The sequence below is a fragment of the Vibrio sp. R10-SF1-ISO8 genome (genome assembly GCF_059833805.1).
Map to the genome: position 1 here is coordinate 1 of NZ_JCBDHL010000017.1, position 15,508 is coordinate 15,508.

Here is a 15,508-nt window from a genome sequence, read left to right on the forward strand (position 1 = left end):
GACACGATCGTGTTCCTTCCTAGTTATGATTCGCCACGATCCGAATTGATCGAGACGCGCCAGAATTTGCTATTTTATGCGCCAACGCATGTCAGCGCAATATTTGGACGCATTGATCTTTAAAAAAAGCTAGACTTTTTTTCAGTTCAAGGCGTTTATACGTAACCACGGTCCGCCATGATTTTATCTGCAAAGTTTTTCGGTACTTCAGCGTACTCATTAAACTCCATAGAGTATGACGCACGGCCTTGAGTTGCAGAGCGGAGATCGGTTGCGTAACCAAACATCTCAGATAGTGGTACTTGAGCGCGGATGATCTTAATACCAGCCACACCATCGTCCATACCTTCGATCATACCGCGACGGCGGTTAAGGTCACCAACAACATCACCCATCCAATCTTCAGGAGTGGTTACTTCAACATTCATCATTGGCTCAAGAAGAACAGGCTGTGCTTCTAATGAACCCTTCTTGAATGCCATCGAGCCAGCGATCTTAAACGCCATCTCGTTAGAGTCAACATCGTGGTAAGAACCATCAAACAGAGTGGCTTTAATATCTAGTACAGGATAACCCGCTAGAACACCGCTGTTCATTTGCTCTTCGATACCTTTCGCTACCGAGCTGATGTATTCCTTAGGAACAACACCACCCACAATTTCGTCAACAAAGACAAAACCTTCGCCAGGTTCAGATGGCTCCAGTTTGATCCATACGTGACCATACTGACCACGACCACCAGATTGACGTACAAATTTACCTTCAACTTCCGCGTTGCCACGGATTGTTTCACGGTACGCAACCTGAGGTTTACCAACATTACAGTCAACGCTGAATTCACGTTTCATACGATCAACGATGATATCTAGGTGAAGCTCACCCATACCAGAGATCAGTGTCTGACCTGTTTCGTCGTCCGTTTCAACGCGGAATGATGGATCTTCTGCCGCTAGTTTACCTAGTGCAATACCCATCTTCTCTTGATCGGCAACAGAGCGAGGCTCTACCGCGATCTGAATTACCGGATCAGGGAACTCCATGCGTTCCAGAATCACTTTGTGGTTCTGATCACATAGCGTGTCACCTGTTGTCACGTCTTTAAGGCCGATTGCTGCTGCAATATCGCCCGCGCGAACTTCTTTAATTTCGTCACGCTTGTTTGAGTGCATCTGTACGATACGACCAAAGCGTTCTTTCTTCTGCTTCACAGAGTTGTAGACTGCGTCGCCAGAATTCACCACACCAGAGTAAACACGCATAAAGGTCAGCGTACCTACGAATGGGTCAGTTGCGATCTTGAATGCTAATGCTGAGAATGGTTCGTTGTCGTCGGCATGACGCTCAACTTCTTTCTCGTTGTCATCCACACCTTTAATCGCTGGAACGTCGATTGGTGATGGCAAGAATTCAACCACTGCATCGAGTACCGCTTGAACACCTTTGTTCTTAAACGCACTACCACAAGTAGCCAGTACGATTTCGTTATTTAGTGTGCGTGTACGCAGTGCTTGTTTGATTTCAGCTTCTGTTAGTTCGCCTTCTTCAAGATACTTGTCCATTAGCTCTTCACTAGCTTCTGCCGCTGACTCAACTAGGTTGTTGTGCCACTCTTCAGCAAGCTCAAGCATGTCCGCTGGAATATCTTCGTAAGTGAAAGTTGTACCTTGGTCAGCTTCACTCCAGTTGATCATTTTCATCTTGATTAGGTCAATAACACCCTTGAAGTCATCTTCCGCACCAACGTTAAGTTGGATAGGAACAGGGTTCGCACCAAGACGGTTTTTGATTTGATCAACAACGCGTAGGAAGTCAGCACCTGCACGGTCCATTTTGTTAACAAATACCATACGAGGAACGTGGTACTTGTCAGCTTGACGCCATACAGTTTCAGATTGAGGTTCAACACCCGATGAACCACAGAACACAACAACGGCACCATCAAGTACGCGCAGTGAACGCTCTACTTCGATCGTGAAATCAACGTGTCCAGGAGTATCGATAATGTTGATGCGGTGGTCTTGGAATTGTGCATCCATACCACGCCAGAAAGTAGTGGTTGCCGCAGAGGTGATTGTGATACCACGCTCTTGCTCTTGCTCCATCCAGTCCATGGTAGCAGCGCCATCGTGAACTTCACCGATTTTATGAGAAAGACCAGTATAGAACAGAATACGTTCACTTGTGGTTGTTTTACCTGCGTCTACGTGAGCGACGATACCAATATTACGGTAGCGCTCAATAGGTGTTTTACGAGCCACGATTGAATCCTCTTGAATTAGGGACTATTGCTATTTCTAGGCAGTTTTTATCCATAATAGACCAATTTTCACAGGCCCTAGATATAGCAATAGTTCCTAGGCTTGCGCATAGGAACTAGAGTAGCGCCGCGAGGGTTCCCGCGGCACTGAAAGGTATTACCAACGGTAATGTGCGAACGCTTTGTTTGCGTCAGCCATGCGGTGAACGTCTTCACGTTTCTTAACCGCAGTACCTTTGTTCTCAGACGCGTCTAGCATTTCAGCAGCTAGGCGTTGAGCCATAGATTTTTCACCACGCTTGCGCGCAGCTTCAACCAACCAACGCATAGCAAGTGCGTTACGGCGAACCGGACGTACTTCTACAGGTACTTGGTAAGTTGAACCACCTACACGGCGAGATTTAACCTCTACCGCTGGGCGAACATTTTCAAGAGCTTCTTCAAATACAGCTAAGTGATCTTTACCAGATTTCTCAGCCATTGCATCTAGTGCAGTGTAAACAATTTTCTCTGCAGTAGATTTCTTACCGTCAACCATTAGGATGTTAACGAATTTTGCCAGCAGTTCAGATTTGAACTTTGGATCTGGAAGGATCTTACGCTGACCGATGACGCGACGACGTGGCATGGATTTTCTCCGTTGTCTTCTTCAGGTTATCCAAAACTTTTCAGTTTCTTCAAAAATTAAAATAATTTAGTGTTTGGCCTTACTTAACGGATACCATTAAGATTTTGGACGCTTAACACCGTACTTAGAACGACCTTGCTTACGGTCGTTAACGCCAGCACAGTCTAGTGCGCCGCGAACTGTGTGGTAACGTACACCCGGAAGGTCTTTTACACGACCGCCACGGATTAGAACAACTGAGTGCTCTTGAAGGTTGTGACCTTCACCACCGATGTACGAAGTCACTTCGAAGCCGTTCGTTAGACGAACACGACATACTTTACGAAGTGCTGAGTTAGGTTTTTTAGGTGTAGTAGTGTAAACACGAGTACATACACCACGTTTTTGTGGACACGCTTCTAGTGCAGGCACGTTGCTTTTAACAACTTGCTTTGCACGAGGCTTACGTACCAACTGGTTAATAGTTGCCATTAACTAGCTCCTGATTTACTTGAAAGTAAGCTTTGTGAAAAATCTATCCCTAACTGCCAGTGGCACTTAGGGACGCAAAATTCTATTCAGAGGTGAGAGGTGTGTCAAGAAATATACGGATCTTTTTTGCTCAATATTGGCGAAATAAGTGTAAAAGGAAAACGACACGGGATAGTAGGGAAATGAAACTATTCCCACGTTATAGAATTGGACTGTTCAACGGTCAGTTCAACAAAGCCTTCGAAGTCAACTCGCTCAAGCGAAGGGCTGATTCGATTGGCAATTCCGCGCGCCTCAATATCAGCCTCTAACACTGATGTATTGAGTCCTTTCACACTTGGAAAAGCGTTGTGCTGGGGGTCCGCTGCATATACAGCTTGTTCCACCAGCAACACTTTGTCTGTTTCAGTAGCCACTCGGCTCACATCTTCTAGTGCTTGAACCGTTTTAACGATATGTAACATAGAACACCTAAAAGGTAAGGACTTTATCTGCTGATTGAAGCTGAACACTCAGAGCTAATGGATCAAGTGGCTGAGCCGCAATGACTAAGTCAGCTTGCGCTAGCCCTCTTTCTAATAGCGAGGTCTCGCATACATAGACCTGCTCGATATCATAAAGGTCAAATAGCTTCAGCATTGGTGAGTAATCTTTACTGAGAATCTCAGTGGTTTGCTGGCCAAGCAGCAATTGATAAACGCCATCGCCCATAAATACGACGCTAATGTCTTCACAGTACGCCGAAGCAGCAAGCAGTGCATCAACCCCTTCACGTCCTGTAGACGAGCTATGAGGTGCACTACGGAATAGATAAGTTAGCTGACTCAAAACTGTACCACTCGATCTTGCACTAACATCGCCTCAGCCAAACTGCCAAGCCCCGCTTGATGAAACCCTTCCGCTAAGTTGCTTTGCGCCAAACCATGCTGGCTAGCTTCATCTTGACTCACCACACCTCGACGCAGAGCGGCAGCAACACAGGTTTCCAAACGCACATCGTGCTCTGTTGCTAGTGTTTGCCATGCCTTTACTAAGTCGAACTCATCATTGGCCGGCACCGTGAGCCCGCTGCCATTGGTAACACCATCTTGATAGAAAAACACGCTAACTAATGAATGCCCTTTCGCAATCAGCGCATTCGCGAACTGATATGCGCTTCTCGCCGACTGACTGCCGTAAACGGGACCATTCACCACCAAGGTGTAAGTCAAACCACTCACTTCTCGTCATCCTCAGTTTTGCGCTGACGAATATAAAGGTAAACAGTGTGCTTAGAGATATTGAGTCGATCAGCGACACGGTTAATCGCATCTTTAATGTCAAAGATGCCCTTGTCGTATAGCTCCATCACAATCTGACGATTCTTAGTATTATTCGAGACCGATTTGTCAGCATTAATTTCTTCAATGGTGCGTTCAACGGTTTGATCAACCAGTTCTTCAACATCACTAGCGAAGTTAACCGATGATGCCGCTTGTTTTGCTTCTTCAGTCGGCATAAAAGACTGCAGCACTTGGGAGAATGGTGCGTCAAGATTGACGTTCACACACAGCAGACCAATCACTCGATTCTCACCATTACGGATTGCTACCGTAATAGATTTCATCAGTACCCCACCCTTCGCGCGAGTAAAGTACGAACGAGAGAAGTTTCTTTCCGAGCCTTCGATATCACGTAGCATTTTCAATGCTAAGTCTGTGATCGGAGAACCGACCTGACGACCTGTGTTTTCACCATTGGCAATTTTAATCGCCGACGTATTAAGATCTTCAAGTGAGTGGAGAACGATTTCACAAAACGGGCCAATTAGGCTCGCAATCCCATCAACGACTGCTTCATAAGATCTCAGAATGATTTTGTCATGCTCACTAAATGGCATCACATTGACAGATTCCATTTCGAGCAACATATCCGTGTTTACTGTTTCTGTAGTTGTCACTTCTTTAAGCCTTAGCGCGAAAAATCAACAAATTGGTGTAAGTTTATCAGAAATTTTGATAAGCACACCTAGCTAACCCACTATCTAGTGATTTAGGACAAAAAATTGGTTTATTACATTGTGCAATTTCTCGCAATAAAAAAGGCCTGGCAAAAACCAGACCTTTTAGAATCAGTGATTAAGGCTTACTGAACCGCTTCTTCACCGTTATCGATTTTTAGCAGCTCAACTTCAAATACTAGTGTTGAGTTAGCTGGAATCGTTGGCGTATCTTGTTCGCCGTACGCAAGCTCTGGTGGGATGACAAACTTGAACTTAGAACCCACAGGCATTAGTTGAACGCCTTCTGTCCAACCTGGGATAACGCGATTAAGTGGGAAAGTCGCCGGTTCACCACGGTCGTATGAGCTATCGAACTGAGTGCCGTCGATTAAAGTGCCTTTGTAGTGTACTTGCACCGTATCGGTATCTTTTGGCTGCTCACCTTCAGCAGATGTCATTACTTGGTAAAGTAGACCAGTGTCAGTCTTCTTAACGCCTTCTTGCTTTTCAAACTCAGCGCGGAAATCAGCACCTTCTTGCTTAGCAGCCGCTGCTTTTTCAGCCGCTTGCTTTTGCATTGTTTCCGCAACGCGCTTGTCTAGTGCTTCTAGTGCAGCGCGAGTTTCTTCTTCGTTAAGCTCTGGGTTACCCGCAAATACGTGCTCGATACCTTTAAGCACTAGGTCTTTATTTAGCGTGATGCCAATTTCATTTGGTTTGTCTAGGCTAGTGCTTAGGTAGTTAGCAAAAGAGACACCAATCGCGTATGCCGCTTTGTCATCTTCTGTTGCAAAAGAAACCGTCTTAGCTGTTTCTGCTTGCACTTGCTCTGCCGCTGGTGCTGTTTCTGCTTTTGGTTCTTCTTCTTTTTGACAGCCAACAGCGAGTGCAACAGTTGCAGCAAGCAGTGACACTTTAAAAATCGATTTCATTTAACTCTCCAATTGAGACTTTTGTCTTTGTGCACAAATCTTTAAGAAACACTGGTACACATTTGAATGTTGTACCAATATAACCAATATGCGTCTTAATTAAACGTAAACAAGCGGATATTTGGACTTAATGCGTATAATTTTTAACTCAATAATCATCACGATTGTCATTACAGCGTTAAATGGGTGTTTTTTCTCCGCTCAAGACAGCCAGCGATGGACTATCGAACCTAAAGGCACCACCAGCTTTGCATTAAGCCGCGATGCTCGTTTCGCCCTTCTTTACTCTAAAGAACACCAACTTGTTTTATGGGATCTGGATGAAAGCCAAGAGCTCGCTTCATTGGGCGCTCAAGATCCCCAATCCAGTACCGTTTCACGTATCCGAATTTCAGATAATGGCCGCTTTGCGGTTACCGCAACACAGATCAACTTCGCGGTCTGGGATTTGGCCTGGACACAAGCTGAAGGACTTTGGTCAATTTCCGACGGCTTAATCCGCGATGTTGATATTGCCAGCAACGGCGATCAAGTGCTGCTTGGTTTATCTAATGGCAAAGCAATCTACGTCAACTTAGTCACCGGTCGCCGCTTAGAGTTCCTTGCCCACAATGAAAAAGTCAATTCGGTTGCCCTTTCTCCCAACGGGCGGTTTGCTCTCTCAGGCGGTAATGACTACAAAGCACACCTATGGGATACCAATACCGGACAGATATTAAAAACCTTTGAACATGAACAGAGAGTGAACCGAGTAGCCCTGCATCGCGATGGTAAATACGCTTTCACTTCTGACGGGGGAAACCAAGCGATTATTTGGGATCTCACCACAGGAGAAGAAATGTCTAAGTTACGCAGCTTCTCTCGCCAGTTGATTTTCTCAACCGCTCGCTTTTCAGATGATGGTCAATACCTTGTCACCGGAACCCCATCGAGCCGGATCATGGTTTGGGATACTCACACGGGTAAGCGAGTCGATGGATTTGAAGCGGAACCACTAAAAGATACTCGCCCTCCACGCGCAGTGGTGTATGATGCTGCCTTTGATAGCCAAAACCGAGTGATCTCGGGGACATCGGCTGGTATCGCCCAAGCTTGGGATGTGGATTATTAACAGCAAAGATCAGTGAGTCATGACAGAAAAGCGAGTTGAACAATTAGAAAGCCGAGTGAATGACCTAGAGTGTCAATTGGCTTTCCAAGAGCAGACCATTGAAGAGTTGAACGATGCGCTTAGTCAGCAGCAATTGTTAATCTCAAAAATGCAGGATCAGATGAAATACGTGGTGGGTAAAGTGAAAAACATGGATACCTCAAACGTGGAAAACCCTGCCAATGAGCCGCCACCACCTCACTACTAAACTCTACAAACTAGCCAAATACATAAGCAATGACGGCTCCAGCGACCACTAAACAGCCACCAATTCGACGTAACTGATTGTCCGGCTGTTGACTGAGTTGCGCAACCATATTGCGCCAACCGTTGGGAGCGATCAGTGGGCCAAGTCCTTCAACAATAAGCACTAGGCCAAAGGCGAGCCATAGAGAGTTCGACATAGATTTCCTACCATAAAAAATAAAGGCTCCATTAAGGAGCCTTTATAATATCAGAGTGTATTTATTTCGCTTCTGCGCCAGTCGCGTTATTCATGTACTGGAAGAAGTCACTCTTCGGATCCAATACTAGGATATCGCTCTTATCGCTGAATGATTTCTCGTAAGCTTTAAGAGAACGCATAAAGCTAAAGAATTCTGGGTCTTTGTTGTAAGCATCCGAGTAGATTTTCGCAGATTTCGCATCCGCTTCACCTCGTGTTACACGTGCCGTCTTGTCTGCTTCTGCTAGAACTGTAGCCACTTCAAGATCAGCTTGTGCACGAATAACTTCTGCCTTCTCACGACCTTGAGAACGGTGCTTACGCGCAACAGATTCACGCTCAGCTCTCATACGGCGGTAGATAGACTCACTGATTTCGTCAGGTAGGTTGATTTTCTTCATACGAAAATCAACGATCTCAACACCCAAGTCTGTCATTGCACTATCTGTAGTGCCGACAAGAACATTCTCCATAATTTGGTCACGCTCACCGTCCACTTCTAGCGCTTCAAGAGCCGCTTCAGTTGTTACTTCTTCGCTGTCTGCACTGTCAGGAAGTACATCTTTGTTACGCGGACCAGAAACAATCTGCTTGATCTCACGAGCACCAATTTCAGAACGCAGTACATCGGTTACTTTACGTTCAAGTAGCGCTTCCGCTGTCAACGTATTACCGCCACCAGTGGTTAGGTAGAAACGGCCGAAGTCTGAAATACGCCACTTAACGTAAGTATCGATCAGCACGTCTTTTTTCTCAGACGTTACGAAACGGTCAGAACGGCTATCCATTGTTTGAATACGCGCATCTAGCGTTTTCACACGATCGAATAGCGGCATCTTAAAATGCAAGCCTGGCTCGTAGATTCTTGATACACCGTTATCATCAAGAACACGACCAAATCGAATCACCAATCCACGCTCGCCTTCTTGAATCACGAATACTGACATTAGCAGTAGAACAATGGTAACGACTAATACAGGGATCATTAACTTACGCATTCTTAATATCTCCCTTGACGTGAACCAGTTGAACGAGATTGCGAGTCGGAAGTTGTCTCATTTGTCTGAGTTTCTAGCTCAATTTGATCGTATGCAGAAGAAGACTTCGTGCTACGTTTGGTTTGAGTCTTACCTTCACCAGCCAACTTATCGATTGGCAAGTAAAGCAGGTTGCCACTTGATTCAGAATCAATCAGAACCTTAGAAGTGCTACTGTAGACTTCTTCCATCGTGTCTAGGTATAGACGGTTACGAGTAACTTCAGGTGCTGCTTGGTATTCAGGAAGTAGCTTCTCAAACTGCGCTACTTGACCAAGAGCTTCATTCACTACGCGCTCAGAGTAACCCAGTGCCTCTTTCTTCAAACGCTCAGCTCGACCCGTCGCTTTTGGAAGAATATCGTTACGGTAAGCTTCTGCTTCACGCTCAAAACGCTCTTCATCCTCACGCGCTGCAATAGCATCATCGAATGCGTCTTTAACTTGCTCAGGTGGACGTGCAGACTGGAAGTTGACGTCAACAATGACGACACCCATATCGTAGCTGTCTACGATTTCATTTAACGTTTCCTGAGTGCTTTGACGAATTTGCTGACGACCAGTCGTCAGGATGCTATCCATCAGAGAGTCACCAATCACTGCACGAAGCGCAGAGTCGGTCGCTTGGCGTAAGCTGTCGTCTGCGTTGGTTACGCGGAATAGGTACTTGTACGGGTCAGCAACACGGTACTGAACATCCATCGCAACCGTAACTACGTTTTCATCTTTAGTCAGCATTAGACCTGATGAACGTAGTGAGCGAATTGCCTGCACGTTAACGGCTTCATATGAATCAATCCCGGCAGGACGCCAGTTTAGACCAGGATCGACAACGCGATCGTACTTACCGAGACGTAGCACAACGCCACGCTCTGCTTCACCAATGGTGTAAAAGCCATAAAAGAACCAAATTGCTACCGCGATTGCTGCAATGACACCAAAACCTAGTGCACCGCCACCGCCGATAGACGATCCTTTACCGCCTTTGCCACCAAACTTTCCACCCAGTTTCTGACTCAGTTTATTAAACACTTCGTCTAAGTCTGGCGGTCCTTGATCACGGCCACCTTTGTTACCACGATTGTTATTACCCCAAGGGTCATTATCGCGGCCATTGTTGCCGTTGTTATTACCAGGCTCATTCCACGCCATTAGAAAGCTCCATCATTTGATATGACGTTATACTGTAGCAGTCATTTAAGTAACTATAAAGTCACGTAAAACTGCCCCTTCTCTTTTTTCAAGTCTAGACCAATCCACTTGTTGCATGCGAACATTAATCAACAAGTTACCTTCCTGGTCATATTCTTCTCGTTGAATACATTTCATCTGGAAGAATGTACTACGAATTCGCCCTTGATGTTGTGGCGGGATTCGCAATTGATACTGAACCATTTGACTTGCGAGACGCTCAGTCAACGCATCAAACAGCAGCTCAATACCTATGCCTTCCATTGCAGAAACCCAAACTGCGCGAGGAATTCCTTCCTCATCACGTTCTATACGAGGTTTCTGGTCTTCTAGATTATCAATCTTGTTCATGACAACCAGAGACGGTACCTCGTGGGCATCGATCTCTTCTAGCACTTCATGAACAGCTTGAATATTCTCACGAAAACGGTCGTCGCTGGCATCTACAACATGTAACAAAATGTCAGCTTCTTGAGTTTCTTGCAGTGTTGCTTTAAATGCAGCAACAAGATCGTGCGGAAGATGACGAATAAACCCTACCGTATCGGCTAAGATTGCCGGGCCAACATCCGCTAGCTCTATTTTACGTAAAGTTGGGTCTAGCGTAGCAAACAACTGGTCTGCGGCATAAACGCCTGCTTCTGTAATACGGTTAAATAGGGTCGACTTACCTGCGTTGGTATAACCCACTAAGGAAACAGTCGGGATTTCCGCTCGATTTCGAGCACGGCGACCTTGTTCACGCTGTTTAGCTACTTTCTCTAAACGGCGCAGTATCGCTTTAATACGATCACGCAATAGACGTCGGTCAGTTTCTAACTGAGTTTCACCTGGACCACGTAAACCGATACCACCTTTCTGTCTTTCAAGGTGCGTCCAGCCGCGGATCAATCGGGTTGATATATGGCGAAGCTGAGCAAGCTCAACCTGCAATTTACCTTCATGAGTTCGGGCGCGTTGAGCAAAGATATCGAGGATCAGACCTGTACGGTCAACCACACGGCACTTACACAACTGTTCGAGGTTACGTTCTTGGGCAGGAGAGAGGGCGTGATTAAAAATCACAATATCAGCGCCAGATAACTGCACAGCCTGTGCAATCTCTTGAGCCTTACCCTCTCCGACATAGTATTTAGGGTGTGGAGACTGGCGACTTCCAGTTACAACTTGTAACGCAGAAACGCCAGCTGAAGAGACCAACATTTCAAATTCGCTGAGATCTTCCCACTCCCCTTCTTGCGTGAAGTTGATATGAACAAGTACGGCTCGCTCACCGGCTTCATAACGGTCAAACAAGCAATCAACTCCTTACAAACAAATATGGTAATTCAGAGAATTAATCTTCTGATTTCTCTTGCTGACGATCACCTTGAGGACGATCACCGCTGTGGTGGCTCACTGGGCGAGCAGGAACTACCGTAGAAATAGCGTGCTTGTACACCATTTGGTTAACAGTGTTTTTCAGCAAGATAACAAACTGATCAAATGATTCGATCTGGCCTTGTAGTTTAATTCCGTTTACAAGGTAGATAGATACTGGAATACGTTCGCGACGTAATGCATTTAAGAATGGGTCTTGTAGAGATTGCCCCTTAGCCATTTTTATTTTCCTTATTTTGTAATTTTGTTTTAGTTATTTAGCTAGTGGTGCGCTGCATTAAAAGATGCGGCCTTTGCTCTGAGCTAAACGAATAAAATAACACCCTGTCGCTACTTGTTATGACGGCTTTAAAGCGAAATTTCAAGTAGCAGATCCTTTACAGGGCACATTCACGCAAAAGCGATCACATTATACACAGCTAAAACCTTCAGATGCTATGGCATTTGAGACAGTTTCTAGCGCGTGTTCAATGTTTTCACTATCTAACCAAGTTAAATCATCCCAGCTGCGTAACCAGGTGATTTGTCGCTTGGCCAATTGACGGGTTGCACAGACGCCCTTAAAAATGGCTTCATCTAACGTGCAGTTCCCATCCAAATAGTCCCACATCTGCCTATAACCTACACAACGAATCGAAGGTAGATCTGGGTGAAGATCGTCGCGAGCATATAGCGCACGCATTTCATCTTCAAACCCCGCTTCGATCATCTTCTCGTAGCGCAGCTCAATTCGGCGATGGAGCTCTGCCCTTTCCTTGGGAGCTATTGCAAACTGTTTAACTCGGTACTGCAGGCTTTCGCCCTTAGTTTGAGTTAACTCAGTAAGAGTTTTACCTGAAATTCGATAAACTTCCAATGCCCTAGACAATCTTTGTGGATCATTCGGGTGGATTCGCTCTGCTGAGACAGGATCAATTTCTTTTAACTGATCGTGTAATTTATCCCAACCCAAAGCTAAAGCTTCTTGCTCTATCTGTTGGCGAATTTCAGTATCCGCGGCTGGCAGTGGCGATAACCCTTCCAGTAACGCTTTGTAGTAAAGCATGGTGCCACCGACGAGTAGTGGGATCTTGCCTTGCTCTACAATTTTATTCATTTCATTCAATGCATCACGACGAAAATCAGCAGCAGAATAGGCTTCACTAGGATCAAGAATGTCGATCAAGCGATGCGGCGCTTGGGCTTGTTCCTCGGCATCAGGTTTTGCCGTACCAATATCCATTCCTTTGTAGATCAGTGCCGAATCAACTGAAATGATCTCTACTGGGAATTTCTGGCGTAAACGAATCGCAAGATCCGTTTTTCCTGACGCTGTTGGCCCCATTAAAAATAGAGCTAAAGGTAATTCTGTGTTGTTCATAATTCTAACGCTGCAATCGTTGCAGAAAAATCTACTGGCTTGACAAAGGTTTGGTCACTAAGTGGAAGTCTTCCTTGCCACAATTGCTCTACATCAGCAATTATCTGGATGGCTTCCGACAAAGTGTAGTCACTTTTTACCTGAGTAATATGATCACTAAGCCATTTTGCTAACTGGGTATGTGACAGCGGCTGTGAAGCGGCTTGACACGAGACCGCGTAAGATAGCAGATCTGGCACCAGTTGTTGCAAGTTTTGTTGCCTCAAAGGTTGAGGCACGCCCATAACCATCAGCGCCTTATTACCGCGCGCTTTTAGCTCAATGCCGAATGTATCGAGCGTTGGCTGAAGCGCTTGGGCAACTTCGAGCAGAGCGTCATCTAACTTAACCGACAAAGGAACCAATAACGGTTGGCTTTTTAAATTACCTTCGCGAGTCGACAATTGACCATTGATCCGAAGCCACTCCGCTTTAGCAAGGTTGACCAAACGCGTACCTTGCTTATCTGCCATCACAAGATACCGACCTTGTACGACATGGATTGCTTTTCCTAACGATTCGACAACCTGAGTGTCAACTTGTTCATTTGAATTCGTCTTTGCCGCTGGAATTTGTGCTTCTTCAGCTTCAGCGATCTCCGGCGTTTGGAGTAATTCCTGATAGGCTTTCACTTCCTGCTTACTCGGTGCAGGTTCGCTATAGCGCTCAGTGACTCTTGGCTTGTTTAGCGGGCGAGATTCTTGCCATTCATTTCTTGGCTGCGCTTCACGCACACTCTCTCGACTTTCGGCATAATCGGCTTTACCGGGATAAGAAGGCACTGATTCAATTGCGCGATATTCTTGTTGAGAAGTACGATTTGCCACTTCACGAGGTGCAGAAATGGGCTCTGGCTCATCCGTAGGGTTTGATGGCTGCTCTACATGGAATGCAGACGCGGTTTGTTCTGGCTTATCAATATGGGCACTTTGAGCCAAGGCATCGCTCAACGCTTGATAGATAAAGTCATGCACAAGACGCGCTTGGTGGAAGCGAACTTCATGCTTGGCAGGATGTACATTGACATCGACTTGATGTGGGTCGAGTTCGATAAAGAGCACATATGTCGCAAACTGATCGGGGCGCAGGCTAGTCTCATAGCTTTGGCGAATCGCGTGATTGATCAGTTTGTCACGCATCATGCGGCCATTAACGTAACAGTATTGCAGATCACTTTGCTGACGGGCGCCCTCTGGCGTGGTGATCCAACCATGCAGTTTGAGCCCTTGATGCTCTAGCTCTATTTTAAGCATATTCCGCACAAAGGCGTTGCCACACACTGCCGCAATACGCTTTTCTGCCTGTGCCTCAGTTTTCGCCGCGCGATACTGTTTAATGAGTTTGCCGTTGTGTCTAAGATTGATCGTAACGTCGAAGCGGCTCAGCGCAATCCGTTTCAATAACTCATCTATATGAGTAAATTCGGTTTTCTCTGTACGTAGAAACTTGCGTCTCGCTGGCGTATTGAAGAACAGATCAAGCACTTCAACCGTGGTACCAATGGGATGAGCAGCAGGCTGAAGCTTAACCTGCATCTCACGACCTTCACTGTACGCTGACCAAGCTTGTTCTTGTGTCGCGGGTCGTGAGGTCATGGTTAAGCGAGCAACAGAACTAATACTCGCTAAGGCTTCACCACGAAAGCCTAAGCTAATGATCGCTTCCAGATCGTCAAGGGTGTGAATCTTCGACGTGGCATGTCGACTTAGCGCCAGACCTAACTCATCTTTGACGATCCCTTTGCCATTGTCGCGCACACGGATCAGCTTGGCGCCGCCCTTCTCGATATCAATATCGATGCGTGTTGCGCCAGAATCTAAGCTATTTTCCACCAACTCTTTGACTACAGAAGCGGGTCTTTCTACCACTTCACCCGCCGCGATTTGGTTGGCAAGGCGCGCAGGAAGAATCTTAATCGTCACGTCTGGCACTCACTTTAGTTGTGGGGAATGATCAACACCTGACCAACCGCCAACTGATCAGAACGCAAGTTATTGGCTTTGCGAATGTTGTTCACACTGACCTGATACTTGCTGGCAATTTTACCCAAGAACTCACCACGCTTAACTGTGTGCTTACGCAGAGGTTGATCTTTCATACTCACAGTAATCTTCAATTTTTGCCCAAGCTTTAGTGTGTCGGACTTGAGCTTATTTTCTTTCTTAATCGCAGCAACCGAAACTTTGTACTTCTCTGCGATCTTTCCTAGATACTCGCCACGCTGTACTACGTGAGTCAGAGTCTTGGTTTCGACTGGATTCTTAATTTGTGGCACCGAGATAGACTTACTTGAGCCCGGAATCGTCAGAATCTGACCAATGGCTAAGCTGGTACTCTTGAGCTTATTGGTCTGCATAATCGCTTTCGTCGACGTGCCATATTTACTGGCTATCAACGACAGCGACTCACCGCGTGCCACTTTGTGCTTGATGGTTTTACCGCGATTAGCAAACAGAGTGCCTTCCGGTGGGTTTGCCTCAAAGTACTGGACAATCGCCTTAGCAAGCGAACGCGCCAGTTTGTCTTGGTGGCTGCGCTGGAACAACAATCTTTCTTCGGTCGGGTTAGTAATGAAGCCCGTCTCAACGAGTACAGAAGGAATATCTGGTGACTTCAATACTGCCAAGCTTGCGTTGAC

Annotated in this window: 18 protein-coding genes; 2 read left to right on the forward strand and 16 right to left on the reverse strand. The window is 46.0% G+C overall.

Annotated features, from left to right (window positions below; all coding sequences use genetic code 11):
* Positions 1 to 155 precede the first annotated feature (155 nt).
* The 8 genes from fusA to fkpA form a co-directional block, all read right to left on the reverse strand.
* Complete coding sequence (fusA, locus tag AC6R00_RS13145) at positions 156 to 2,258, reverse strand: elongation factor G (RefSeq protein WP_500640680.1); 2,103 nt, start codon at positions 2,256 to 2,258, stop codon at positions 156 to 158.
* A 156-nt stretch (positions 2,259 to 2,414) separates the two neighbouring features.
* A complete protein-coding gene (gene rpsG, locus AC6R00_RS13150; protein ID WP_004415829.1) occupies positions 2,415 to 2,885 on the reverse strand; it encodes a 30S ribosomal protein S7 in 471 nt (156 codons plus the stop codon).
* A 96-nt stretch (positions 2,886 to 2,981) separates the two neighbouring features.
* Positions 2,982 to 3,356, reverse strand: a complete 375-nt coding sequence (gene rpsL / locus AC6R00_RS13155; RefSeq protein WP_004399892.1) for a 30S ribosomal protein S12 — start codon at positions 3,354 to 3,356, stop codon at positions 2,982 to 2,984.
* Positions 3,357 to 3,544: 188 nt separating this feature from the next.
* Positions 3,545 to 3,820, reverse strand: coding sequence for a sulfurtransferase complex subunit TusB (gene tusB / locus AC6R00_RS13160; protein ID WP_500640681.1), 276 nt, complete (start codon positions 3,818 to 3,820; stop codon positions 3,545 to 3,547).
* A 7-nt stretch (positions 3,821 to 3,827) separates the two neighbouring features.
* On the reverse strand, positions 3,828 to 4,184 hold the full coding sequence (tusC, locus tag AC6R00_RS13165) for a sulfurtransferase complex subunit TusC (RefSeq protein WP_500640682.1): 357 nt from the start codon (positions 4,182 to 4,184) through the stop codon (positions 3,828 to 3,830).
* The gene (tusD, locus tag AC6R00_RS13170; protein ID WP_500640683.1) at positions 4,181 to 4,576 is read right to left on the reverse strand and encodes a sulfurtransferase complex subunit TusD; all 396 of its coding nucleotides are present in this window, start codon (positions 4,574 to 4,576) and stop codon (positions 4,181 to 4,183) included. The genes tusC and tusD overlap by 4 nt, the downstream gene beginning before the upstream one ends.
* Complete coding sequence (locus AC6R00_RS13175) at positions 4,573 to 5,295, reverse strand: helix-turn-helix transcriptional regulator (RefSeq protein ID WP_004743174.1); 723 nt, start codon at positions 5,293 to 5,295, stop codon at positions 4,573 to 4,575. Before AC6R00_RS13175 ends, tusD begins: the two co-directional genes overlap by 4 nt.
* 185 nt (positions 5,296 to 5,480) lie before the next feature.
* A complete protein-coding gene (fkpA, locus tag AC6R00_RS13180) occupies positions 5,481 to 6,269 on the reverse strand; it encodes an FKBP-type peptidyl-prolyl cis-trans isomerase (protein ID WP_272248010.1) in 789 nt (262 codons plus the stop codon).
* Between the two features lie 130 nt (positions 6,270 to 6,399).
* Between fkpA and AC6R00_RS13185 the strand changes: the two genes are divergently transcribed.
* Together AC6R00_RS13185 and AC6R00_RS13190 are read left to right on the forward strand one after the other, a co-directional pair.
* The gene (locus AC6R00_RS13185; RefSeq protein ID WP_239854664.1) at positions 6,400 to 7,380 is read left to right on the forward strand and encodes a WD40 repeat domain-containing protein; all 981 of its coding nucleotides are present in this window, start codon (positions 6,400 to 6,402) and stop codon (positions 7,378 to 7,380) included.
* A 19-nt stretch (positions 7,381 to 7,399) separates the two neighbouring features.
* Complete coding sequence (locus AC6R00_RS13190; RefSeq protein WP_004743171.1) at positions 7,400 to 7,627, forward strand: SlyX family protein; 228 nt, start codon at positions 7,400 to 7,402, stop codon at positions 7,625 to 7,627.
* Between the two features lie 10 nt (positions 7,628 to 7,637).
* Here AC6R00_RS13190 and AC6R00_RS13195 read toward each other — a convergent pair whose 3' ends face one another.
* From AC6R00_RS13195 to AC6R00_RS13230, 8 genes are all read right to left on the reverse strand, one after another.
* Positions 7,638 to 7,823 (reverse strand): DUF2065 domain-containing protein, encoded by a 186-nt coding sequence (locus AC6R00_RS13195; protein WP_004743170.1) that lies wholly within the window; start codon positions 7,821 to 7,823, stop codon positions 7,638 to 7,640.
* A 61-nt stretch (positions 7,824 to 7,884) separates the two neighbouring features.
* A complete protein-coding gene (gene hflC, locus AC6R00_RS13200) occupies positions 7,885 to 8,862 on the reverse strand; it encodes a protease modulator HflC (RefSeq protein WP_500640684.1) in 978 nt (325 codons plus the stop codon).
* A gap of 2 nt (positions 8,863 to 8,864) precedes the next feature.
* Positions 8,865 to 10,052 (reverse strand): FtsH protease activity modulator HflK, encoded by a 1,188-nt coding sequence (hflK, locus tag AC6R00_RS13205; protein WP_500640685.1) that lies wholly within the window; start codon positions 10,050 to 10,052, stop codon positions 8,865 to 8,867.
* A gap of 45 nt (positions 10,053 to 10,097) precedes the next feature.
* On the reverse strand, positions 10,098 to 11,387 hold the full coding sequence (gene hflX / locus AC6R00_RS13210; protein ID WP_004743152.1) for a ribosome rescue GTPase HflX: 1,290 nt from the start codon (positions 11,385 to 11,387) through the stop codon (positions 10,098 to 10,100).
* A 40-nt stretch (positions 11,388 to 11,427) separates the two neighbouring features.
* Positions 11,428 to 11,691, reverse strand: a complete 264-nt coding sequence (hfq, locus tag AC6R00_RS13215; RefSeq protein WP_004743153.1) for an RNA chaperone Hfq — start codon at positions 11,689 to 11,691, stop codon at positions 11,428 to 11,430.
* A 189-nt stretch (positions 11,692 to 11,880) separates the two neighbouring features.
* Positions 11,881 to 12,831, reverse strand: coding sequence for a tRNA (adenosine(37)-N6)-dimethylallyltransferase MiaA (gene miaA / locus AC6R00_RS13220; protein WP_500640686.1), 951 nt, complete (start codon positions 12,829 to 12,831; stop codon positions 11,881 to 11,883).
* Positions 12,828 to 14,792 carry a DNA mismatch repair endonuclease MutL gene (gene mutL / locus AC6R00_RS13225; RefSeq protein ID WP_500640687.1) on the reverse strand — a complete coding sequence of 655 codons (1,965 nt, stop codon included), beginning with the start codon at positions 14,790 to 14,792 and terminating at the stop codon, positions 12,828 to 12,830. The genes miaA and mutL overlap by 4 nt, the downstream gene beginning before the upstream one ends.
* Positions 14,793 to 14,806: 14 nt before the next feature.
* Positions 14,807 to 15,508: N-acetylmuramoyl-L-alanine amidase family protein (locus tag AC6R00_RS13230; protein ID WP_500640688.1), on the reverse strand; the 702-nt coding region annotated here is incomplete at its 5' end.